Here is a 22,911-nt window from a genome sequence, read left to right as displayed (position 1 = left end):
TACAGATTTAGTGCAAGTACTTTTTTCACAAAGTGTTAAATTTTATTCATTACATCAAAAAATAAAAAAGACACCTAAATGTCTTTTCTATTTTTTTAACAATGACAAATAATCAAACTGTTTTATAAAACGAAGAGATGGTGCTTTTTCTTACCTAACTTGACTAGAAAATACTTATCAAAATAGCCATTAGCAGAAACAAACATCTCAGAAGCCTTCATATTATCATCCATACCTTTTGCAACACCATTTACAAACACAGAATTACGCTGCAAAGCATCTTTAACTTGTTTACCACTAGGCGCCAATCCGGCCTCCGTTAATAACGTAGTTAAAGGCGTATCCGAAAGGTTTAATCCAGATAAAGAACTACTAGGCAACCCATCAAGTTGAATCTGCTCTAAGTCCTGCTCACTTAATGAATTCATCTCACCACTAAACAAAGCACTTGTTATACGCTCGGCAGCCTGTAAACCCTCTTCACCGTGAACCAATTTTGTTGCTTCACGAGCAAGAATAGATTGAGCCTCAGGCTTACCCGTACTTTCTTGATCTACTTTTTCAATTGCATCAACCTCTTCAAGACTTAAAAAAGTAAAGAATTTGAGGAATTTATAAACATCAGCATCCGCTGTATTCATCCAAAACTGATAAAACGCATACTGACTCGTTTTAGCAGGATCCAACCAAACAGCACCAGATTCTGTTTTACCAAATTTAGTGCCATCTGATTTCGTCACCAGTGGAACCGTCAAGCCAAATGCTTGAGATTGGTTTTGACGACGAGATAGATCGATACCACCAACGATGTTACCCCACTGATCACTCCCTCCAACTTGAATAGTACAATCGTAAGTTCGATTCAGTTCCGCAAAGTCCATCCCTTGTAACAAAGCATAAGAAAACTCAGTAAAAGAAATACCAGCGCCCTCTCTATTAAGGCGCTGCTGAACCGACTCTTTGTTAATCATGGCATTAACAGAAAAGTGCTTCCCAATTTCACGCAAAAAATCGAGCATACTCATATCACCAGCCCAGTCGAGATTATTTACCACTCTCGCTGGATTTGGTATGCCATCAAACTTTATAAATTGACTCACTTGGCCGCGAATTTTTTCTGCCCAATCAGCAACGACATCGGATGTGTTTAGTTGACGCTCTGCCGCTTTAAAACTTGGATCACCAATTAATCCCGTCGCACCACCAACCAATGCAATCGGATTATGCCCTGCATCTTGAAAGCGTTTTAGAACAAGCAAAGGAACAAGATGACCTAAGTGCAAGCTATCGGCTGTCGGATCAAAACCGCAATAAAGTGTACGACTTCCATCTTCTAGATGTTTTTTTAGCTCATCCTCCGCCGTCATTTGGGCAATAAGTCCACGGGCTTGCAAGTCATTTAAAAGGTCTTTACTGCTTACAGTCATTATTTTGATCCAATCCTGATTAGTTTATCTTACTTAGGCATTCAATTATAAAAGTAATGTTGGTAGGATTATACGGCTTTATTAAAGATTTTTTTGGATACGCATTTTGACAAAGTTACTACCTACAAAACACTTACTCCTAATTGCTACCGTGAGTGCACTTCTCGCCATAGTGCTTATTGCATTCCCTGAAGAAGAAACAGACAACACAAACACCATTTCACTTGAAGCCAGCTTCGAAATCATCAATCAATCTGAATTGATGCTCCAAGACCTTCAAAAACTAACACCTAAAAGCAACACTGTTGCATCAACACCTCTTTTTCCGAACTCTACCAGCTCCACCTATGACCTTCCAACACCAGGAGCACTGGCCAAAAAAAATAGCCCACCAACATACAAAGACCTAACAGCAATTGTTGCGCCAGGCGACTCTTTATCCAAAGTCCTAGCGAAAAAAGGTATTTCAGCACAAGATATCTACAAAGTATCCTTAGCAGATAAAAAACAAAAAACTCTCTTGCAAATAAAACCAGGACAAACACTTAATTTCACAGTGAATGAAAATTCTGGCGAACTCACTCAACTTACTCTCGTATTAAATCGATTAGAAAGTGTGGAATTCAAACGAAACGACCAAATATTTGATCGAGAAGATATTCTCAGGACACCGGAAATAATCCAAACCTACAAAGAAGCAGAGATAAACAGCTCTCTCTTTGTAGATGGATTGAAATCTGGTATTGATCAACCTCTTCTAATTGAGCTAGCCAATATTTTTGGCTGGGATATCGATTTCGCATTAGATATACGCAAAGGAGATAGTTTAAGCGTTTTATACGAAGAAAAATTCATCGATGGAGAAAAGATTGGACATGGCAACATCATCGCCACTCAATTCATTAATAACGGCCGTACCTTTCAAGCAATAAGATACGCGACACAAAAAGGAGCAAGCTATTACACACCTGATGGTTTAGCTATGCGCAAAGCTTTCATACGCACACCAGTCGACTTCACTCGAATTTCATCCAAATTCAATCCAAATAGATTACACCCGATTTTTAAAACTAGTAGACCTCATAGAGGTGTAGATTATGCTGCAGCCACAGGCACACCAGTAAAAGCGGCTGGCGATGGAAAAATATCCTTTGCAGGCAAACAAAATGGCTATGGTAATGTTGTTATTATCGACCACGGAAAAGGTTATCAAACTCTTTACGCACATTTAAATGGATTCGCCAGAAGCACGAAACGCGGAGCCAGAGTACAACAGGGTAAAGTGATTGCTTATGTGGGACAGACAGGTTGGGCAACAGGACCTCACCTACATTATGAATTTAGAATAAACGGTACTCACAAAAATCCAGTCACAGTAAAACTTCCTAATGACGACCCAATGCCTAAAGCAGACCTCAAAAAGTATCTTCCTTATGCAAAGCAAATTGTCGCGACGTTAGCTAGCTCACAATCCCCTGCTTTTGCACAAAAATTCGCATCACTTAAAAACTAACATATAAAAAAAGCAGCCATTTGGCTGCTTTTTTTATAGACGACCTCTAACTTTAGATTAGATTGCGCCGTTAACAAACTCTATCAACTGAGACTTAGAAACCGCGCCAACCTTAGTTGCCACAACTTCACCACCTTTAACAACCAACAAAGTTGGGATGCCGCGAACATTATATTTAGGTGCCGTTTCTTGATTTTCATCAACGTTAAGCTTAACCACTTTCACTTTTCCAGCGTATTCTGCCGCAACGTCTTCTAATATTGGAGCAATCATTTTACATGGACCACACCAAGGGGCCCAAAAATCAACGATCACTGGGATGTCTGAATTCAGCACTTCTTCTGCAAATTGAGCGTCAGTGATTTGGATTGTATTCTCACTCATAACAAGTTCCTTAAAAATCTGTTTCTAGGTAATTAATACTGTTAAGTGTACCACTAAATGATTTCGGTAAAAATGCGTTATTGTTAATTAGACTTATAGTGAAGAGCTATAACATTAAGGAACGAATCGCTGTAGGTAACTCTAATAAAGAGTGCACTTCTGCACTTGAGCATGTTCCCCACTCATCATCCCAGCGCCTAGCTCCATGGCGATTAAACCAAATACTTTTTGCCCCCACATTTGATGCACCAAACACATCATCAACAGGATGATCTCCAATATGGATAATCTGGGAAACATCCATTTTTGCTGTTTTTGCTGCAGCAGAAAATACACCAGCATCGGGTTTCGCCACACCCAATTGATCAGCCCGAATAGCAAAATCAAAATATTGCCCCAAACCAACATAAGGGTGAAACACATCAGCATTGCCATTGGTAATAACCGCCAATGAATAGTCTTGACTTAACTCTTCAAGCACATCGACAACATGAGGAAAAAGATCAACTTTTTGTCGCCACTCACAGAAATGAGCCAAAGCAGACTCAGCAATTAAATCCCCTTCTTCAGATGGTAGCCCAAATTTCTTCAAGGCAAGCTTGTACACCTCCAAACGCAGCGCAGTAAGATTAAAAGCAATGTCCGGTAAGCGAGCTAATACAATTCGCTTCAGCTCATCTTGAGCCGAAACTGAGTAGTGTTGAGCAAAGCCAGGAAATCGTTCTTCAAACCATGATTCCATCGCATATTCTGCACGGACAATAACAGGAGTAACATCCCACAAGGTATTATCCAAATCAAAAGTAACAAGAACACTCATGGTTGTAACCTCAATAACATCGCACTTAATAGATCAGCAATATGCTGAAGAAACATTGTACCTTTCTCTTTATCAAAAGCGGCCTTATTTTCAGCACCTAAAACCAACACACCACACCTTTTAGTGTCACCACCTGCTCTTGACAAAAGAGGCAAAACCGCAACGGAGCTTATGGCGTCGACATCATCAGGGAAAAGGTACTGCATCTCATTCGCCGGGAGCATGCCACAAAAACACTCAGAGAAACCTGAAGCATGAGATAACAGCACATCATCTTCAGTCAAAATATGGGACCTCACCGCACTATCTGGATAACTTCCATATAAGACCAAAGCATGATGAGAAACATCAAAATCGTCTCTCACCATATCACCCACAATCACAGAAAAATCATCCAGCGACTCACACCCCAAACCAGCAAGCACTAACCTGCGGCTCTTTTGCAGTGTCGATTCATTTTCACGAGCAACGTCAATGAGGCGCTCAAATTGCCCACGGTATTCTGCAGTCGTTTTTCTAAGTTGGTTTACTTGGTACTCAAGTAACGAAACCACTTTTCCACTAACAGGATGAGGAAGCGTTAAACTCTCTAACAAATCAGCATGACGGACAAAAAAGTCCGGCGTATTTGACAAATATTGAATCACTTCCTCTTCGCTCATAATGCCTCTATCTAAATGTAGATTTGACCTTCAAACACTTTTTCTGCAGGCCCCGTCATAAGAATCGCTGACCCTTCACCCTGCCACTCAATATGCAAATCTCCACCGCGTAAATGCGCTGTTACTTTCGGGGACAACCAGCCATGCTTAATTCCTGCAACAACCGCAGCACAAGCGCCCGTCCCGCAAGCTTGAGTCTCGCCAACACCACGTTCAAATACACGCAGATTAATTTCCGCTGGGTTAACGACTTGCATAAAACCAACATTGACGTTTCTAGGAAAGCGCTCATGACACTCCAGAAGAGCACCAACATTCGCTACCTGCTCATCAACAAGTTGATCAACTTTTAAAACTGCATGCGGATTACCCACAGAAACTGGTGTTATTAAATACTCTTCGGTTCCTGCAGTGATACCGTAAAGAGAATCAGAAGTATCAGCCGTAAAAGGTAATTCTTCAGGCTCAAAACTTGGCACGCCCATATCGACAGTAACTAATCCATTATCTAGCACACGCAACTGAATCGCACCGCGCTTTGTCTCGACATCAATAATATGTTTATTCGTTAAGCCTCTATCGAGCACAAACTTAGCGAAGCAACGAGCGCCATTTCCACAATGCTCAACTTCACTACCATCCGAATTGTAAATACGATAGCGAAAATCCATATCAGGATTAGAAGGTGTTTCAACGACTAGAAGTTGATCAAAACCAACCCCCCAATTACGGTCGCTCAATCGCTCAATTTGCTGTTTGTTAAAAAACACTTTTCGAGAAACCGCATCGACAACAACAAAGTCGTTTCCGAGCCCATGCATTTTGGTAAATTTCAATAACACAATGCGCTCCTTAGCTTGGCAAGATTTGCTCACCAGCTAACTGATGCTCAATGGTTTCACGAGCACGAATTAAATGAGTAAGATCGCCGTCTACCATGACTTCTGCAGCACGGTTACGGCTGTTGTAGTTAGATGACATGGTAAAGCCATAAGCACCAGCAGAACGAACAGCTAATAAATCACCAGCCTGAATATCAAGCTCACGGTCTTTACCTAAGAAATCACCCGTTTCACAAATTGGCCCAACCAAATCATAACTGCGCTTACCTTCGGCCGTTGGCAATAGAGAAACCGGAACAATATTCATCCAAGCACTGTATAAAGATGGTCGAATCAAATCATTCATCGCACCATCAATAATGGCAAAGTTTTTATGTGGAGAGCATTTTAAGAACTCAACCTGAGTCAATAAAATACCTGCATTAGCCGCAATTGAACGACCTGGCTCAAACGCCAAAGTAACATCTAAGCCTTTAACCTTCTCTAATAACAGCTCAGCATAATCTGCCGGCGATGGCGGTACTTCATCACGGTAACGAACACCCAAACCACCACCAAGATCAAGATGCTTGATTTTAATACCAACCTCAGCCAACTGATCAACCAAACCGATTAAACGATCAAATGTATCTAGGAAAGGTTTAAGCTCCGTTAATTGCGAGCCAATATGACAATCCACCCCCATCACATTCAAATTAGGAAGGTTGTGGGCTATTTGATAAATACGAACGGCATCTTTAATGTCGATACCGAACTTATTCTCTTTCAAACCAGTAGAAATGTAAGGATGCGTCTTAGCGTCGACATCTGGATTCACACGCAGAGAAACCGGTGCAATTTTACCCATTTCGCCAGCGACTTGATTTAGACGATGCAACTCCGCTTCTGATTCCACATTGAAGCAATGGATGCCTACTTCTAACGCACGGCGCATTTCAACGGCTTGTTTTCCTAAACCAGAAAACATCACTTTTGAAGGGTCACCGCCTGCCTTAAGAACGCGCTCCAACTCACCTACAGACACGATATCAAAACCAGAACCTAAACGAGCCAATACATTCAGAATGGCAATATTAGAGCAAGCTTTAACAGCATAACAAATCAACGTTGGATGAGAGGCGAAAGCTTCTGCATAAGCATTGTAGTGACGCTCTAATGTCGCGCGTGAGTATACATAACAAGGCGTACCGTACTGGCTTGCAATGTCAGATAAAGAAACATTCTCTGCATGCAGAGTCTGATTAGAATAATTAAAAAAGTCCAAAAGGGAATCCTCAGTTATAAAGACGACTCTTGCTGCTCACTGATAGCGTCAGTCGGTAGGTAAAGAGCTCCTTTATTACCGCAAGCCGTTAAAAACACAGCTAAAACACATACTGAAAGCAATTTAAACATCGTCTTATCTCTCTATTTTTGATACCCAGAGTATACCTTGCAGTCAGTTCGTTTCCCAACCCCAGCACGGCAATAACATGGATATTCCTTGGTTAAAAATAGAAATCCCTTTATTGCTTGAATTTGTTATATTCATCACAAGCTATTGATGTAAACACCAAGTACAAAGAAACGTTCTCCGTCATAATATGAGATTCCAAAAAATCAATGAGAAAAAAGATTGCACCATGGGTCATCAGCCTTCTAGTTGCTATAGCTATACACATATTGATTATTAAAATATCAGAGAGCCAGTATGAGCTTGATATAACACCTCAAACCTCTAATTTTTCATTACTTTTATTACCTGATACAACAAACAACCAAATATTAGCGACACCGAGAACACCAGTTAGCCAAGAAGATGTCGTGTTTAATAAGGCAACAAATACACTGCCATCTGTTGACGATTTTTTAAAAGAAAGCCAACTTATAATTGAAAGCGATATAAGTTCATCAGATACTTTTTTGAGCCATACGCCTAACAACGACCTAACAAACACATCAGACGAGTATTTAGACAACACAAAACCGAATTTATTGGATTTATCAAACATAAAGATACAACCTGATGAGAACAAAGACATATTAGAAGGTGTTTTCTCTAAAGAGCTTAGAGACAAGATTGCCGCGTCCCAAACCGCTCAGCAAGAATATTTAAAAGGACAAATAAAAGAAATCGAATACCCTATTACAGAAGGCGCAGACGGTACTCGTTATGTCAATATCCGAGGCGTATGCTGGCGCATACCTAACCCTGGAAGTGAGGAGCCTTGGGCTGTTGTTGTCTCTGGATGCAACGGTCAAAAAAAATCCTTTAACTTTGAACTAAACATTAGCCCTAGCATGATATTGGGTGAAGATTCGCCGTTCTCACCTGATCAATAGCCCATAAAAAAACGGCGAACAAGTCGCCGTTTATCATTTAGAAATACGCTATGTATTAAGCCAAACGATCAGCTAATTCTACTTTCGCACGCTCAACTGCTTTCAATACTTGAGCCGGAGCAGTTCCACCAATATGATCACGAGCAGCGACAGACCCTTCTAGCGTCAGCACATCAAAGACATCACTTTGAATCATAGAACCAAAAAACTGGAGCTCTTCTAGCGTCATTTCAGACAAGTCTTTACCTTCTTTGACACCATAACCTACTGCTTTACCAACCACTTCATGGGCATCACGGAAAGCAATACCTTGGCGAACCAAATAATCGGCCAAATCTGTAGCTGTTGAAAAACCACGACGAGCGGCTTCATACATATGCTCTTTACGAGATTCAATGGCAGGAATCATATCAGCAAAAGCACGCAATGAACCTTTGAGAGTATCAACCGTATCAAATAAAGGTTCCTTGTCTTCTTGGTTGTCTTTGTTGTAAGCCAAACATTGAGACTTCATCAGGGTCAACAAGCCCATCAAATGGCCATAAACCCGACCTGTTTTACCACGAACCAGTTCTGGCACATCTGGATTTTTCTTCTGCGGCATAATAGAAGAACCAGTACAAAAGCGATCAGGTAAATAGATAAAGTTAAACTGAGCCGATGCCCACATCACCATTTCTTCTGCCCAACGAGACATATGCATCATGATAATAGAAGCTGCTGATGTGAATTCGATGGCAAAATCGCGATCACTCACAGAGTCCAATGAATTGTATGTTGGGCGCTCAAAACCGAGTAACTCAGCTGTCATGTGACGATCAATTGGGTAGGTTGTTCCTGCAAGAGCAGCTGCACCAAGAGGCAAAATATTAATACGCTTACGGCAATCAACCAGACGTTCATAATCGCGCTGCATCATCTCGTACCAAGCCATCAAATGATGACCGAACGTCACAGGCTGAGCAGTTTGCAAATGCGTGAAACCAGGCATAATGGTATTGGCTTCTTTTTCAGCCAAACTCAAAATTCCCTGCTGTAGACGAGTCACTTCTTCAAGAAGAAAGTCCACTTCATCACGCATATAAAGACGAATGTCTGTCGCTACCTGATCATTGCGAGAACGACCGGTATGAAGTTTTTTACCTGTGATACCAATTTTTTGTGTAAGACGAGCTTCAATATTCATGTGCACATCTTCAAGTTCAATCGACCACTCAAACTCGCCACGGGCGATTTCTTCTTCGATTTCATTCAAACCTTGTATAATCTGATCTCGTTCTTCTGCAGTCAAAACACCTACGCTAGCAAGCATTTTACCATGTGCAATAGAGCCTTGAATGTCTTGTTTCGCCATGCGTTGATCAAACTCAACGGAAGCGGTAAAGCGTGCGACAAAAGCGTCAACAGGTTCAGAAAAGCGACCACCCCATTGCTGGTTAGTGGTTTTAGTAGTATCAGTCATTCAATGGGTTCCTACACAAAGTTGAATCAGGTGCCAAGAGTACCTTAAGCGACTTTACTTATAAAGCTCAGAAGGATGACGCTTCAACTTGTAACGAGTATCATAGTTGGCAAATAGGCACGAAGAATTCCTATATTCTTCTAACAACTTCATTCTTGGGAGATAATGTGAAAGACAAAATTGTGATTGCCACCCGTGAAAGCCAATTAGCCCTTTGGCAAGCCAATAACGTGAAGGCCCAATTAGAATCCTTATACCCAAATCTCAGTGTAGAGTTGCTTGGCATGACAACCAAAGGGGATCAAATTCTAGACTCGCCCTTGTCTAAAATTGGTGGAAAAGGTTTGTTTGTAAAAGAGCTTGAAACAGCCCTTATGGACGGCCGAGCTGACATCGCCGTTCACTCAATGAAAGATGTGCCCATGGCTTTTCCTGAAGGTTTAGGCCTTGCCGTCATTTGTGAACGAGAAGACCCTACGGACGCGTTTGTCTCCAACAACTTCAATTCTATTGACGACCTCCCCAAAGGCAGCGTGGTAGGAACATCTAGCTTACGTCGTTCTTGTCAGCTGCGTATGAATCGCCCAGACCTTGTTATCAAAGACCTTAGAGGCAATGTAAACACTCGCTTACGCAGATTAGACAACGGTGAGTACGATGCTATTATTCTTGCGACAGCTGGGTTACTTCGCCTTGAAATGCAGGACAGAATTCGTCAAAGAATGTCGGCTGAAGAGAGTTTACCCGCAGGTGGTCAAGGTGCCATGGGGATTGAATGTCGTTCTGATGATGTGCAGACAATTGAAATGCTAGCCCCCCTGCAACATGAAGAGACAGCCATTAGAGTAACCGCCGAGCGCGCCGTTAACGAGCGCCTGAACGGTGGTTGCCAAGCGCCTATCGCTTGTTTTGCAATACTCACTGACGACACCATTTGGTTAAGAGGTCTCGTTGGCAGCCCTGACGGAAAAACCATGATCCAAAGCGAAATCCATGGTCACAAAGATGACGCTAAATCACTTGGCGTACAACTAGCGGACGATTTAATCGCCCGTGGTGCTAGTACAATTTTAGACGCCATCTATCAATAACATAAGCTATAAATAGCTAGGCAACAAAACGTGCAGAACTGTCATATTCTTATCACTAGACCAGAGCCAGAAAACACAATCAGTTGTGAACGCCTTAAATCCTTGGGCGCTCACCCTGTGGCGTTGCCTATGTTAGAAATAAAAGCCATAGATGGCGCCGAAGAAAAAGCCTCTATTCGTTCACAAATATTTGATATTAACGAATTTAACTATGTTATTTTCGTCAGTAAAAATGCAGCCAGACTCGCTTGTGATTGGCTGGATGCTTGCTGGCCGATGCTACCAGTTGGTGTACATTGGATCGGTATAGGGCAAGGAACAACGCAAGCGTTACTGAATGAAGGCATTCCTGCCTTGTCAAATCCAGGTAACACAACGGAAGCCTTATTAGACTGGCTCAAACCGGTAAAAATGACAGAACAAAAAGTACTGATTATTCGCGGACTAGGCGGGCGAACTGAACTAGGAGATAAACTTAAGGAGAAAGGCGCAAAAATCAGCTATCTTTCTCTTTATGAAAGAAAGAAACCGGAATACCACGCTCAAACTTTTTTCATGTTGCCTGATATCAATTTAATCTGGGTAACCAGTGGCGAAAACTTAAGCAATCTTTCAGAATACGTTTCGCAATATAAGCCTGAATGGAAAACACTTCCGATACTCACACCCAGTCTCAGAGTGAATCAGCAAGCAAAAGAAATGGGTTGGATAAATGCCTCATGCGCAAATGGCGCCGACGATAACAGCTTAATAAAAGCGACGGAATTTCACACAGGAAAATAGAATGACAGAGAATAAAAAGCAAGAAACCTCAGACATTGTGGGTGACAACACCACACAAGTAAAAAGCTCGTCTGATACGCCATCTGATCAATCTAAGCAAAATCCGTCAAACAAAGAAAAAACACAAAAAAAGACGCCTTCACATGCGAAAACGAAATTATTTGTGACTGCTTCATTTAGCTTGTCTGTCATCGCTCTTGCAATAAGCGGGTGGCTGTATTACCAAAGCATGCAGAACACATCCCCTAAAGATATAACGCAATTAAAAACCCAACAAAGTAATCTAGATAAAAAAATAAGTGCGAACACGCTCAATCAAGTTCAATTAAACACAATGGTTGAGAAAATCATAAATACAGACAGAACGACTCAAGCAGAAAAACAACAGTTAGTCATTCAACAAACTCAGCAAGATGAAAGACTTCTTTCACTTGAAGCAAAACTTAATCGCCTCAACAACACAACAAAAGAAGATTGGAAGTTGGCAGAAGCCGAATACCTCATTCGCTTAGCTAACCAACGCTTATTACTTGAATCAGACAGTAATGGTGCTGTGACATTATTGAATAATGCTGACGACATTCTAAATGAGCTAGAAGACCCTATTGTTTTTTCAACACGCAAAGCGTTAGCTAAAGATATCCAAGCATTAGGCTCTATTAGTCCGTTTGATCTCGAAGGCGCTTACTTAAAACTCAATGCTTTATATGAAAGTGTAACAAGCCTTCCACAAAGAGAGCCGTCAAAAGAGTGGATGAAAAATACAACTCAAGCAAAGCCAGTCGATAACTCAACAACCGGAAAAATCGAATCAACTTTCAAAAGTTTCTGGCAATCAATTCGCTCCCTTGTTGTCATTAACTATGACAATAAGCCGATTAAAGCGTTACTCCCACCAGCAGAATATCAAGAGCTTATTACCGGTTTGCATCTTCAACTAGACATAGCGCAAGTCGCACTGATAAAAGGTGAGCCAGTTATTTATCAACAAGCTCTATCTAGAGTAGCGAAGGCAATTACTGAGCAGTTTGATACTCAAACCGATACGGTTGTTTCATTTCTAGCAAACCTCACAATAATGCAACAACTCAACCCTTCTCCTGATTTTCCTCTACCAAGAGAATCCTTGCTTGCCATGAAGTCACTAATGAAAGATTGGAATAACCGCGGGATAAATACCTCAGAGGCACCTTTATCTACAGACACTGAAAACACTAACATACTAGAAAAAAGTAATACGTCTGAAGTAAATACAGGAGATAACACATGAGAAAACTTCTCTTCCTACTTGTTATCATGATGGCTGTGGGTGGTATGTTAGGGCTACTTATGCGGCAAGATAGCGGTTACGTTTTGGTCGCTTACAACGGAGTGACGATTGAAACCAGTTTATGGGTCCTGATTGTTGGTCTGGTTGTCGCTCTATTCGTCATGAGCTGGATAAAACGCATTCTATTTATAGCATTGCGACCAGGCAATTCGTTGGCAAAGGTTACAGGTAATCTGGCTCAAAAAAGAGCCTCTCGAAATACCATTCGAGGTATGCTGGAATTAGTTGGCGGAAACTGGAATAAAGCCGAAAAACTATTAACAAACAGTGCTGAGAAAGTCCCTTACCCACTTATTAATTATATTAGTGCTGCTTATGCCGCAAGCGAACAAGACGAACCAGAACGCTCTAAAGCTTTATTACGATCTGCTCACAAATCCACGCCTGAAGCAGAATTCGCAATTGGCTTTGCACAAAGTCAAATTCAATTAAAACAAGGCCATCACGAAAGCGCTCTCGCCTCGTTACTACACTTAAAAAAACTCAAGCCTAAACATAAGCAAGTCTTAAAAATGCTGGTTACTGTCTACACAAATCTAAAGGATTGGGATGCGCTTCTGTCACTAACACCCACTCTAAAAAAAGATGGAATATTTGATATTAACAATATGTTAGAACTTGAACGTAACGCGTTTCTCGCTTTATTGGATAAAATCAAATTCCGCAATAAATTAGGTCAAAATAAAAAAGAATTAGTAAGTGAAGTTGAGAGCCTTTGGAACAAACTCGACACCTTACCCCAAGACGATGACATGTGTTTGCTGTATGCACAAACCCTGATTAACTTTGGCGATGACAACAAAGCGGAAAGCTTCATTCGCCGTAGTTTAAACCACAAGTGGTCCGAAGAACTCATAACTGAGTACGGTAACATTCATCAAGAAAGTCCTAAAAAACTATTGGCTAATTGTGAAAACTGGCTCAAGAAAGAGCCAGCAAGCGCTAACCTATATTTAACCTGCGGCCGTTTAAGCCAATTAATGATGCTATGGGGCAAGGCAAGAGACTACTACGAACAAGCGCTCGCGCTAAACTCTCAAAGTGAAGCTCTTGCTGAACTTAGTCGCCTACTCAAAGCAATGGGAGATTCAAAGGCAAGCCAGGAGTTAATGATGATTAGCCTAGATCAAGCTAGCAGCCGATTAAAAGACCTTCCACTACCTCAATAATGTTCATTATTTAATCAAACAAAAACGCCGCTATTTTGATAACGGCGTTTTTTATTCTTTCACTATAATTCGTTTTTATTTAAATCGAATAATTAGCTCGTGCATATCTTCGGCAACATTCTGCAACGACTTAATGCTTTCATTAGACAAGTTAGATTTCTCTGTACTTTCTATCGACAAGTCAGAAATACGTACAACCTGTCGATTAATATCTTCTGCAACATGAGCCTGCTCCTCTACCGCTGTTGACATTTGCATCGCCATATCCGTTATATTTGACACAGCACCAACAATATTGACAAACGCACTTTCCATTTCAACAATTTTATCCAAACCCTTCATAGCATCGTCTTTGCCTTGTTGTGCGATCGTCACCGAACTTTGAGCCCCAGCACGTAAAGTGCCTATAATTTTATGGATATCTTGGGTTGAGCCTTGTGTTCTTTGGGCAAGCTGTCGTACCTCATCCGCCACAACTGCAAAGCCTCGTCCATACTCACCAGCACGAGCTGCTTCAATCGCCGCATTTAAGGCTAATAGATTTGTTTGTTCAGCGATTTGATCGATCATCTGTGCAACTTGAGCAATGTCTTCAGAATGGTTCGCAAGATCTTGCACTGTGTTACTTATATCATTCACTGTTTCACTTAACTGGTGAATGGATTGGCGCGTTTCTTGGACGGTTTTCTGACCAGACTCTGCAGACTCTAAAGAAGTCTTTGCACTGTCTGCTGTCATCTGAACTTGTTGTGCAACATCATTGATCGTCGTTGTCATCTCTTGCATAGCAGCCGCAACATCTTGAGTTTCATGTTGTTGACTGGACATTGCTGCCATCATTTCCTGTGTTAACTCTAAACCCGCTTTTGATTTCGCAGAGACATTTAATGATTCATCTTCAAATCGAGTTAATATTGCATCAATTCTAGATAATAAACTTTTGATACCTACCTCTAAAGTGGCAGTACCCAATGCATTGTCTGAATAACTGATTCCCGCTAGAGGGTGTAAAAATGAGGTTGAAAGTCTTTTTTTAAACGCAACGTGTAAGCGAGAATGATTCAACCAAAAAAGCGCATTCATAAGCAAACTTGTAGCCATTAATATACCAGCACCATAGAGCAAGTTGGCGCTTCCAATTACGGCAGCTAACACTATACCAATGAGAGGCAATAATACTTTCCATGACATGGCAGCGATTGGAAAAACTCGCTTGCCTGCGACGATTTTTCGATATACTTTTTCAGCTCTCGCGACATCTGCTCTATCTGGAACGGTTCTGACGGACTCATAACCAATCACTTTCCCAGCTTCCATGACAGGTGTGACATATGCATCCACCCAATAAAAATCGCCATTTTTGCAACGATTTTTTACCAACCCCATCCAAGCCTTTCCTTGCTTTAAGGTTTCCCACATTACTTTAAAAGCTTCTTGAGGCATATCAGGGTGGCGGACAATATTATGAGGGCTTCCGATTAACTCATTTTTTTCAAAGCCACTAATTTCAATAAAATCGTCATTGCAATGAACAATATTTCCATCTAAATCTGTTGTGGAAACTAGCTTAACATTTTCTTTAAATGTTTTTTCTTGATGAGTAACAGGTGTATTTTTTCGCATAAAAAGCTATTTCCAGAAAATTTAGCTAAAAAGATAAAAGCTTAAACAAATAGTGAAGATAAAAGTCTGTTATATTAATTTTTCTTAATATAATAGACTTTTATGTTATTTCTTAAAATTTACTTAATCAAGACTTTATTAAGCCAGCGAGTAAGAACTGGTAATAAGTAGGTTGGAATTTGCAAAGCGCCAGCCAAAGGCAAAAAAGCCGGTCCCAATAATGCACCTGCAATAGTATAGGTTAGTAACACATTTCGATTTCCAGAAGTAATAGAAGCGGTTAATGCAATGGCCTTTCCTTTTTTCCTATACAGAATAAAAGATAGTATAAAAAATAAAGAACACAACCCTGTAGCGATCAGAAAATAGTTCAGTGCCATCATAGGATTTTGATCAAAAAGAACTCTGAAGCTCCCTACTAATCCGAAAGGAAAAGCGAAAACCAATAAAATAGTATAAGGAGAAATTCTTACTAAAAATCGATTCAATGATTCTTCAGGGGAAAAATGATGTACCAAAAAGGAAAACAACATAGGACCAAAAATAAAGATGACCAAACGAAGTAAATAACTCACCCAATCCAGATCCACCTGCCCTGTTTGATAAAATACTAATGTAATACAGATTGCGACAGGCAAGCATAAGGTTGTTGAGATCGTCATAGCCATAGCTTGCACACTATCAAAGCCTAGCGCACGAACAATTGCCGGCGTAGCAAATAAAGACCCAGTCCCTGCAACCGCCACAACCGCCAATAAAAGATCATCACTAAATGACAGCCATCGCCCAAGAAGGCTAACTACTCCCATAAAAACAATCGAATGCAAAAAGGTATAACCCCAAACAGATCGACTACTTAAACGCTTAACGAGTTCATTTTGTTTCATTCCTAATAAGGTTAATGTCATCAAGCAAAACAGAACGATGGATAAGAAAGGAAACAACGCGAGAGATAAAGTAGGGAGCAAAAAGCCTAATATAGCAAAAAAGAACATAAACAAAAGGGAGTGACGCACAAGGAACAACATAGAGCTAACACCTTAAAGTGGCAACCCAAAGTTAAAATAGAAGATTATCTAATTACTTTTTTGAGCCGCAATGCATTTTATTATTTTCAGGCAATTCCGCCTCTTCGAGCGGCCAACCAATACGCGCACGATCAAATGCTGCACGAAGTGCCTTTAGTTGATCGCTCGGCTCAAGCATTTCTGCCTTAGGTTCATGACGCTGACGAGGCGAAGGGAATAGTATCAGATTATTCTTCATAAATTATCTCTATTAAAGCATTGTCTGGATATCTATCGGCACTCTATGGATAATCTTTAACAAAGCCATAATCATGCAGATGGAAAACTTATGAAATTTTTAATCTCTCCAGCAAAAACTCTGGATTTAACCTCTAAGCCAAATAACAGCAATTTCACTGTACCTGAAATGCTCAATGACTCTCAAGAGCTCATTGATACAATCAAACCTTGTACACCGGCTGACATTGCGACATTAATGAAACTCAGTGACAAGCTAGCAGCCTTAAATGTATCTCGCTACCAGGAATGGCAAAAAGAACATACACCGTTAAATAGTCGTCCTGCCGTTTATACTTTTATGGGCGATGTATACACAGGTTTAGATGCCTACTCATTAAGTAACGAAGACATGAGCTACGCACAAGATTCACTTCGAATTTTGAGTGGGTTATATGGCCTCCTAAAACCTTTAGATTTAATGCAAGCTTATCGCTTAGAAATGGGCACTAAGCTTAGTAATAAACGAGGCAGTAACTTATATCAATTTTGGGGCGATATTATTGTTGATAAAATTAATGATTCTCTTGAAGAAAACGAGCTACTCGTTAACCTAGCGTCTAACGAATACTTTAAAGCGGTTAATAAGAAAAAATTGAAGTCGACATTAATTACACCAAACTTTCTTGATGAGAAGAATGGCCAGTTCAAAGTGATTAGTTTTTATGCGAAGAAAGCGCGTGGCTTAATGACGAGATATTTGATTGAAAATCGATGCAAAACATTGGAAGACATAAAAGCATTCGATTTGGCGGGTTATCGTTACGCCCCTCAACAATCAACCGAAACGGCTCCTGTTTATATTCGTCCAGAACACGCACAACCGAAGAAATAACAATATTTGAAACAGCTCTTAAAATATATTCAGGAATATAAAGAAAAAATTGATACTTTTATATTCCTGAATCTCTCAAACTGACATCAGATCATGCTAATGACTCCAACGGCCAACTGTAACTCGATCATTATTTCCCAAATCCTGAAAGCTCTCAACACGGTCAAAACCGGCTTGGCTTAAACTGTTTCTAACCACTTCGGCCTGATCATAGCCATGTTCGAACACCAAGTACGCATTTGGCTTCATAAAACGAGGAGCCACACTAATTATGTGCTCTATATCTGCCAAACCGTGATTCTCTGCAACCAAAGCGCTTTTAGGCTCGAATCGCACATCACCTTGAGACAAATGCTCGTCATCAGGGTCAATATAAGGCGGATTAGAAACGATGAAGTTAAATGGCTCGATACCTTTTAATGCATCGAACCAGCGACTCTGCTTGAACACTACATTGTTGAGCTTATTCTTCTTAGCATTTCTTTGAGCAAGCACAACGGCGCCATCGATTAAATCGATGCCAACAACGTTTGATTCTGGCAATTCTGATGCCAGAGCCAAAGCAATCGCACCCGTTCCTGTACCAAGATCCAGAATATGATTTACTTTCTGGCTCTCATCAACAAGTGATAAAACAACTTCCACCAGCCGCTCTGTATCAGCACGAGGAATTAAAGTACAAGGCGCCACCTCCAAATCCAAGGACCAAAATGCTTGATGTCCAAGTAAATAAGCAATTGGCTCACCCTGCTCCCGTCGATCCAATAGTCCATTGAATAGCTCAATACGCTCTACATCAACTTGTTTTTCAGGCCAGGTGTAGAAATAAGACGTAGACACAGAAAGCACATGAGCAAGCAAAAGCTGAGCATCAAGCTGCGCCGTGTCTGAGACAAAAGTAAGGCGCTCTAAAGCGCCTTTTAATAACACATCAATTCGCATGCGAGATGGTTACCTTATCCGAAGAAAAATCCATGAAAAATCAATTATCGCCACTTAAAGCTGCAAGCTGCTCTGCCTGGAACTCATTAACCAATGGATTAATCAATACATTCAGATCACCTGTAACAATTTCATCTAATTTATATAAGGTTAAATTGATACGATGATCTGTCACGCGACCTTGAGGATAGTTGTACGTTCGAATACGTTCAGAACGATCTCCACTTCCCACCAAAGATTTACGCGTTTCTGATTGTTCGCTTGCGGCTTTTTCCTGCTCCGCTGCCAATAGGCGAGACGCCAACAAAGACATCGCTTTCGCACGGTTCTTATGCTGTGAGCGCTCTTCCTGACATTCAACGACAACGCCAGTTGGGATGTGCGTAAGACGAATCGCAGAGTCTGTTTTATTTACGTGCTGACCACCCGCACCAGACGCTCGGAAAGTGTCAATTCGTAAATCACCTTTATTAATGATGATGTCATCAACTTCATCCATTTCAGGCATAACAGCGACAGTACAAGCCGATGTGTGGATACGACCTTGAGATTCTGTCGCGGGCACTCGCTGAACTCGATGTACACCCGATTCAAATTTCAACTTTGAATAAGCGCCATCACCAACGATTCGTGCGATCACTTCTTTGTAACCACCGTGCTCACCTTCGTTTGCACTAACGATTTCAACTTTCCAGCGCTGAGTCTCAGCATAGCGGGAATACATTCGAAATAAATCACCCGAGAAAATAGAGGCTTCGTCGCCACCAGTTCCCGCACGCACTTCTAAGAAAACGTTTTTAGAATCGTTAGGATCTTTCGGTAACAGTAATTTTTGAAGAATCAACTGAAGCGCTTCTTTTTGCGCCTGACCCGCTTTGTATTCTTCCACGCCCATTTCTTTTATATCTGGGTCTGAGTCAGTCATCATCAGTTCGGCTTCAGCAATATTTTCATCGATTTGCTGAAACTCATTAAAACATTTCACAACAGGTTCAAGCTCGGCGTACTCTTTTGAGTAGGAGCGAAATAGATCTTGATCCATAATAACTTCTGCCACACCCAATAGTGCAGCCAATTCATCATAGCGATCAGACAAGCTTTCTAATTTTAACTTAATAGATTCTTTCATTTTTTAATTATCTTTTTCTTCGTAAATGCCCAATACGTTTGAGGCAATAGTGAGTGCATCTTGATCTGCATCTGCGCCCGCATCACGTAAATAGCGAGTTGGAGAATGAATGAGTTTATTCATTAAACCATGAGCCAACTTATTAATAACTTGCTCTGGCGATTGCCCCATTTCAAGACCTTTGAGTGCTTTTTCTAATTCAGTATTCTTAACCGCTTCAGCGGATTGTCGAAAAGTAACAATAAGGTCAGACACTTTTCTAGATTCAATCGCGCGACGATAGGAGTCTACTCCTTCTTCAATCATTTGCTCTGCGGCTTTCGCTGCATCTTGCCTTGCTCTTACATTTTCTTCAATAACCGAATGCAAATCATCGACCGTATAAAGATAAGCATCCTTTACATCTTCAACTTCTGGTTCAATATCACGTGGTACTGCAATATCAATGAGCAACATAGGCGAATGACGTCGCTGAGACGTTGCCCGCTCCACCATACCTTTACCAATGATTGGCAACTGGCTGGCGGTCGAAGAAATAACAATGTCCGCTTGTGATAAATATTCCCCGATATCTCCCAGCATGATCGCTTCGGCATTCAGCTCATTCGCTAAGGCTTCAGCTCTTGCCAATGTTCTGTTGGCAACAATAATTCGCTGAATGCCATTTTCTTTAAGGTGCCGCGCCACTAATTCAATGGTCTGTCCTGCACCGATCAACAATGCCGTACTGTTTCTAATATCAGCAAAAATACGCTGAGCTAAGCTAACCGCAGCAAAAGCAATCGACACAGGGTTTTCGCCAATTGCCGTGTCCGTACGAACACGTTTAGCAACAGAGAAAGCGCGCTGAAACAAAGACTCCAACTCAGGGCCAAGGCACGCACCTTCTTGAGAAACCGCATAGGCTGATTTCACTTGCCCTAGAATTTGAGGTTCACCTAAGATCAAAGAGTCTAAACCAGAAGCGACTCTCATTACATGACGAACACTGTCATCATTACAGTGTGTATAACAATATTTTTGAAGCTCTAATTGATCAATTCCATGATATTGACCAAGCCATTCAACAATGCCTTCTGTCTGACTAAAGTCCTCTACTGAACAATAAAGCTCTGTTCGATTGCAGGTAGACACAATCACCGCTTCATTGGCTTTTCGGGCAGAGATCAGAGATGATAAAGCGTCTATCATCTTCTCTGGCGCAAAGGCCACGCGTTCACGTATCGAGACCGGTGCGGTTTTATGATTTACACCTACAGTAATTAGTGGCATTCAGGGCTCTTCTCAAGAATCGAGATTTTAAGACAACAACAGGAAGAAATAAGGTTCCAACATAACGTCTTTACATAAAGAGGACACATTATACGAGAAATTCGCTTTTTTTCGCACCCTATCTTACCAATAAATGTAATAGGATTAATTTATAGTTAAGACTGACATACTGAGCAGCTGACGTTACCATAAGGTTAATATGAATTTCGTACAGAGAAAACACATGCCTCGTCCTTTGAGCACAATACAAAAAACGCTCACATTACAGCTTTACAATAAAGGTATCTTAGCGCTTTTGACTGTTATTGGCTTACCTTTTTTAGTAGCTTGTAGCCAGAATGATACCCGGTCAGATACCTCTTATTCGAATGAAAAGACAACTCCAACTAAAGTAAGCTCACACAGTTACGTAGAAGAGCTACTAAAAGCAGAATTTATCTTACAAAGAAAAGGCCCGAACGAAGCATTTGAACCTTTTTATGAGCTAGCCAGTAAATCCAAAAACACAGACCTTATTGAAAGGCTAGTTCATATCGCCATTGCGACTCAAAACGATACTTATGTAGAACGAAGCACAAACTTGTGGCTTTCCATTGAACCCGCATCAGAACCCGCTTACTCGTTAAAATTTCAGGTTTTGATTAAAACTAAACGCCCAGAAGAAAGCGCCACATTACTGACCAATGCCGCTCGTCACAATGTGCCTTTACGCTTTCTTCCTGTATATCTTGAAGATAACTTGAACAATAATGAACACCTTGAAACGATAGCAGACACCATTGCTACATTACCGCCAGAAACCAAAAGCGACCAATACGTTCAGCTTAGCAACGCACACCTTTTGTTATTATCAGGACAATATCAAGCTGCCATCGAGACTTCCAAACAACTTTTAGCAAAAAACAGCACAGAGAAAAACGAAGCGCTATATCTTATTCTAGCTTTGAGTCAAAAAAACCTAGGCGCATTAGAAAACGCCATCAACACTCTGACGATGGCTTCTCAAACGCTCCCAGACAACACTAGAATATTAACGCCACTCCTCAATTTCTTGGTCGAGAACAAACAAGTTGCACAAGCTAAAGAAGCTTACCAAAAAGCAAACTTAGACACTTCAGATCGATTGCAAGTTGCCGTCAATTTTATGCGCGTATTGTTAGAATACAAACACCCAAAACAAACATTAGATGTTTCAAATACACTGCCAGAAGAAAAATTAGGTTTTCTTGATCAAATCCAATATTTAACAGCTATAGCGCTTGCTCAACTGGATAAAAAGCTCGAAGCAAGAGTTACAATGGGAAAAGTTGATGGCCATTTACGCAATAACGCAACCCATAAAATAGCTATTTGGCTTTATGATGAAGGCAAAGAAAACGACGTCAACGATCTCGTTTTGACTCGAACCCTTAGAGAAGACATGCCTGAACAGGTGAGCTTTATTAGCCTTCTACATGAAGAAAAAGGCAACCTCAATTTATCCTACGACCTGGTATTTCGCGCAGGTGAGGCGCTTCCAGAATCAGATCTTTTACGCTACAAAAAAGCACTACTCGCTGAAACATTAGGAAATTGGAAAATAACAGAAATAGAGCTGAAAAAATTGCTACAAAAAGACCCTGACAATCCTCAATACCTAAACGCCCTCGGCTACACACTACTGACTCGCACCAAACGCATTGACGAAGCCATGATATATATCGAATCCGCTTATGAAAAAACAGAGAACGACCCCGCTATCACTGACAGTTTAGGTTGGGGGCACTTTATGAAAGGAGAGCTTGAGCAAGCGTCTTATTTTTTGAAAAAAGCATGGTCTATTTTACCCGATGCAGAAATTGCAGCCCATTATGGTGAGTCCCTTTGGAAACAACGTCATTATAATGAAGCCATTGAAATATGGAAAACCGCGTTAATCACATCACCTAATTCGCCGCTTTTACTTGATACCATCAAACGGCTTTCACCCTCTTTGCTTGAAGCAAAACAATAGGACATTAT

General features: G+C 40.9%; 22 protein-coding genes. 8 read left to right on the top strand and 14 right to left on the bottom strand.

All coding sequences use genetic code 11. The features are described from left to right. Positions 1–122 precede the first annotated feature (122 nt). Positions 123–1,427 carry a tyrosine--tRNA ligase gene (gene tyrS / locus MUS1_RS14945; protein WP_036163898.1) on the bottom strand — a complete coding sequence of 435 codons (1,305 nt, stop codon included), beginning with the start codon at positions 1,425–1,427 and terminating at the stop codon, positions 123–125. Between the two features lie 106 nt (positions 1,428–1,533). Here tyrS and MUS1_RS14940 point away from each other — a divergent pair, with 106 nt between their 5' ends. After that, a complete protein-coding gene (locus MUS1_RS14940; protein ID WP_036163896.1) occupies positions 1,534–2,940 on the top strand; it encodes a peptidoglycan DD-metalloendopeptidase family protein in 1,407 nt (468 codons plus the stop codon). Positions 2,941–2,997: 57 nt separating this feature from the next. Here the strand turns inward: MUS1_RS14940 and trxA are convergent, their stop codons facing one another. The 6 genes from trxA to lptM all read right to left on the bottom strand — a co-directional run bounded on the left by trxA (position 2,998) and on the right by lptM (position 7,043). Next, on the bottom strand, positions 2,998–3,324 hold the full coding sequence (gene trxA / locus MUS1_RS14935) for a thioredoxin TrxA (protein ID WP_036163895.1): 327 nt from the start codon (positions 3,322–3,324) through the stop codon (positions 2,998–3,000). Positions 3,325–3,430: 106 nt separating this feature from the next. Beyond that, a complete protein-coding gene (locus MUS1_RS14930) occupies positions 3,431–4,144 on the bottom strand; it encodes an HAD family hydrolase (RefSeq protein ID WP_036163894.1) in 714 nt (237 codons plus the stop codon). Then, positions 4,141–4,806 carry a DUF484 family protein gene (locus MUS1_RS14925; RefSeq protein WP_036163892.1) on the bottom strand — a complete coding sequence of 222 codons (666 nt, stop codon included), beginning with the start codon at positions 4,804–4,806 and terminating at the stop codon, positions 4,141–4,143. Before MUS1_RS14925 ends, MUS1_RS14930 begins: the two co-directional genes overlap by 4 nt. 11 nt (positions 4,807–4,817) lie before the next feature. Further along, positions 4,818–5,648: a diaminopimelate epimerase gene (gene dapF, locus MUS1_RS14920; protein WP_036163890.1), complete on the bottom strand. Its 831-nt coding sequence runs from the start codon at positions 5,646–5,648 to the stop codon at positions 4,818–4,820. 10 nt (positions 5,649–5,658) lie between these two features. Then, positions 5,659–6,912 carry a diaminopimelate decarboxylase gene (gene lysA, locus MUS1_RS14915; protein WP_036163889.1) on the bottom strand — a complete coding sequence of 418 codons (1,254 nt, stop codon included), beginning with the start codon at positions 6,910–6,912 and terminating at the stop codon, positions 5,659–5,661. A 14-nt stretch (positions 6,913–6,926) separates the two neighbouring features. Next, positions 6,927–7,043, bottom strand: a complete 117-nt coding sequence (gene lptM, locus MUS1_RS15990; RefSeq protein WP_084035645.1) for an LPS translocon maturation chaperone LptM — start codon at positions 7,041–7,043, stop codon at positions 6,927–6,929. Positions 7,044–7,310: 267 nt separating this feature from the next. On the opposite strand from lptM, the gene MUS1_RS14910 reads away from it, so the two are divergent. Then, positions 7,311–7,970, top strand: a complete 660-nt coding sequence (locus tag MUS1_RS14910) for a hypothetical protein (RefSeq protein ID WP_156924902.1) — start codon at positions 7,311–7,313, stop codon at positions 7,968–7,970. A 55-nt stretch (positions 7,971–8,025) separates the two neighbouring features. Here MUS1_RS14910 and argH read toward each other — a convergent pair whose 3' ends face one another. Next, complete coding sequence (gene argH, locus MUS1_RS14905; RefSeq protein ID WP_036163885.1) at positions 8,026–9,432, bottom strand: argininosuccinate lyase; 1,407 nt, start codon at positions 9,430–9,432, stop codon at positions 8,026–8,028. A 167-nt stretch (positions 9,433–9,599) separates the two neighbouring features. Here argH and hemC point away from each other — a divergent pair, with 167 nt between their 5' ends. The 4 genes from hemC to MUS1_RS14885 are packed head-to-tail and all read left to right on the top strand — an operon-like array spanning position 9,600 to position 13,805. After that, complete coding sequence (gene hemC, locus MUS1_RS14900) at positions 9,600–10,523, top strand: hydroxymethylbilane synthase (RefSeq protein ID WP_036163883.1); 924 nt, start codon at positions 9,600–9,602, stop codon at positions 10,521–10,523. Positions 10,524–10,553: 30 nt separating this feature from the next. Further along, entirely contained in the window at positions 10,554–11,306 is a 753-nt protein-coding gene (locus MUS1_RS14895; protein WP_036163882.1) for a uroporphyrinogen-III synthase, read from the top strand. 1 nt (position 11,307) lies between these two features. Further along, complete coding sequence (locus MUS1_RS14890; RefSeq protein WP_084035644.1) at positions 11,308–12,576, top strand: uroporphyrinogen-III C-methyltransferase; 1,269 nt, start codon at positions 11,308–11,310, stop codon at positions 12,574–12,576. Further along, a complete protein-coding gene (locus MUS1_RS14885; protein WP_036163879.1) occupies positions 12,573–13,805 on the top strand; it encodes a heme biosynthesis HemY N-terminal domain-containing protein in 1,233 nt (410 codons plus the stop codon). The genes MUS1_RS14890 and MUS1_RS14885 overlap by 4 nt, the downstream gene beginning before the upstream one ends. A gap of 75 nt (positions 13,806–13,880) precedes the next feature. On the opposite strand, the gene MUS1_RS14880 is transcribed toward MUS1_RS14885, so the two are convergent. The 3 genes from MUS1_RS14880 to MUS1_RS14870 form a co-directional block, all read right to left on the bottom strand. After that, on the bottom strand, positions 13,881–15,428 hold the full coding sequence (locus MUS1_RS14880) for a methyl-accepting chemotaxis protein (RefSeq protein ID WP_036163877.1): 1,548 nt from the start codon (positions 15,426–15,428) through the stop codon (positions 13,881–13,883). 119 nt (positions 15,429–15,547) lie between these two features. Further along, positions 15,548–16,456 (bottom strand): hypothetical protein, encoded by a 909-nt coding sequence (locus tag MUS1_RS14875; protein ID WP_036163875.1) that lies wholly within the window; start codon positions 16,454–16,456, stop codon positions 15,548–15,550. A gap of 52 nt (positions 16,457–16,508) precedes the next feature. Next, the gene (locus MUS1_RS14870; protein ID WP_036163873.1) at positions 16,509–16,694 is read right to left on the bottom strand and encodes a hypothetical protein; all 186 of its coding nucleotides are present in this window, start codon (positions 16,692–16,694) and stop codon (positions 16,509–16,511) included. Between the two features lie 90 nt (positions 16,695–16,784). Between MUS1_RS14870 and yaaA the strand changes: the two genes are divergently transcribed. Further along, positions 16,785–17,567, top strand: coding sequence for a peroxide stress protein YaaA (gene yaaA / locus MUS1_RS14865; protein WP_036163872.1), 783 nt, complete (start codon positions 16,785–16,787; stop codon positions 17,565–17,567). A 96-nt stretch (positions 17,568–17,663) separates the two neighbouring features. Here yaaA and prmC read toward each other — a convergent pair whose 3' ends face one another. Genes prmC through hemA form a run of 3 tightly spaced genes read right to left on the bottom strand, consistent with a single transcriptional unit; the run spans position 17,664 to position 20,910 of the window. Further along, the gene (prmC, locus tag MUS1_RS14860) at positions 17,664–18,509 is read right to left on the bottom strand and encodes a peptide chain release factor N(5)-glutamine methyltransferase (RefSeq protein WP_036163870.1); all 846 of its coding nucleotides are present in this window, start codon (positions 18,507–18,509) and stop codon (positions 17,664–17,666) included. Between the two features lie 40 nt (positions 18,510–18,549). Next, the gene (gene prfA, locus MUS1_RS14855; protein ID WP_036163868.1) at positions 18,550–19,638 is read right to left on the bottom strand and encodes a peptide chain release factor 1; all 1,089 of its coding nucleotides are present in this window, start codon (positions 19,636–19,638) and stop codon (positions 18,550–18,552) included. A gap of 3 nt (positions 19,639–19,641) precedes the next feature. Continuing rightward, positions 19,642–20,910 (bottom strand): glutamyl-tRNA reductase, encoded by a 1,269-nt coding sequence (gene hemA, locus MUS1_RS14850; protein WP_036163866.1) that lies wholly within the window; start codon positions 20,908–20,910, stop codon positions 19,642–19,644. Between the two features lie 223 nt (positions 20,911–21,133). Between hemA and MUS1_RS14845 the strand changes: the two genes are divergently transcribed. Next, the gene (locus MUS1_RS14845; protein WP_156924901.1) at positions 21,134–22,903 is read left to right on the top strand and encodes a tetratricopeptide repeat protein; all 1,770 of its coding nucleotides are present in this window, start codon (positions 21,134–21,136) and stop codon (positions 22,901–22,903) included. Positions 22,904–22,911 lie beyond the last annotated feature (8 nt).

The sequence above is a fragment of the Marinomonas ushuaiensis DSM 15871 genome, assembly GCF_000521805.1.
GTDB lineage: Bacteria > Pseudomonadota > Gammaproteobacteria > Pseudomonadales > Marinomonadaceae > Marinomonas > Marinomonas ushuaiensis.
This window is presented reverse-complemented; position numbering and strand designations above follow the sequence as displayed.

Excerpts from the sequence above, each read along its gene's own strand:
- tyrS (WP_036163898.1), bottom strand. The coding sequence starts at position 1,427 with ATGACTGTAAGCAGTAAAGACCTTTTAAATGACTTGCAAGCCCGTGGA.
- trxA (WP_036163895.1), bottom strand. The coding sequence starts at position 3,324 with ATGAGTGAGAATACAATCCAAATCACTGACGCTCAATTTGCAGAAGAA.
- MUS1_RS14930 (WP_036163894.1), bottom strand. The coding sequence starts at position 4,144 with ATGAGTGTTCTTGTTACTTTTGATTTGGATAATACCTTGTGGGATGTT.
- MUS1_RS14925 (WP_036163892.1), bottom strand. The coding sequence starts at position 4,806 with ATGAGCGAAGAGGAAGTGATTCAATATTTGTCAAATACGCCGGACTTT.
- lptM (WP_084035645.1), bottom strand. The coding sequence starts at position 7,043 with ATGTTTAAATTGCTTTCAGTATGTGTTTTAGCTGTGTTTTTAACGGCT.
- argH (WP_036163885.1), bottom strand. The coding sequence starts at position 9,432 with ATGACTGATACTACTAAAACCACTAACCAGCAATGGGGTGGTCGCTTT.
- MUS1_RS14890 (WP_084035644.1), top strand. The coding sequence starts at position 11,308 with ATGACAGAGAATAAAAAGCAAGAAACCTCAGACATTGTGGGTGACAAC.
- MUS1_RS14885 (WP_036163879.1), top strand. The coding sequence starts at position 12,573 with ATGAGAAAACTTCTCTTCCTACTTGTTATCATGATGGCTGTGGGTGGT.
- MUS1_RS14880 (WP_036163877.1), bottom strand. The coding sequence starts at position 15,428 with ATGCGAAAAAATACACCTGTTACTCATCAAGAAAAAACATTTAAAGAA.
- MUS1_RS14875 (WP_036163875.1), bottom strand. The coding sequence starts at position 16,456 with ATGTTGTTCCTTGTGCGTCACTCCCTTTTGTTTATGTTCTTTTTTGCT.
- MUS1_RS14870 (WP_036163873.1), bottom strand. The coding sequence starts at position 16,694 with ATGAAGAATAATCTGATACTATTCCCTTCGCCTCGTCAGCGTCATGAA.
- yaaA (WP_036163872.1), top strand. The coding sequence starts at position 16,785 with ATGAAATTTTTAATCTCTCCAGCAAAAACTCTGGATTTAACCTCTAAG.
- prmC (WP_036163870.1), bottom strand. The coding sequence starts at position 18,509 with ATGCGAATTGATGTGTTATTAAAAGGCGCTTTAGAGCGCCTTACTTTT.
- prfA (WP_036163868.1), bottom strand. The coding sequence starts at position 19,638 with ATGAAAGAATCTATTAAGTTAAAATTAGAAAGCTTGTCTGATCGCTAT.
- hemA (WP_036163866.1), bottom strand. The coding sequence starts at position 20,910 with ATGCCACTAATTACTGTAGGTGTAAATCATAAAACCGCACCGGTCTCG.
- MUS1_RS14845 (WP_156924901.1), top strand. The coding sequence starts at position 21,134 with ATGCCTCGTCCTTTGAGCACAATACAAAAAACGCTCACATTACAGCTT.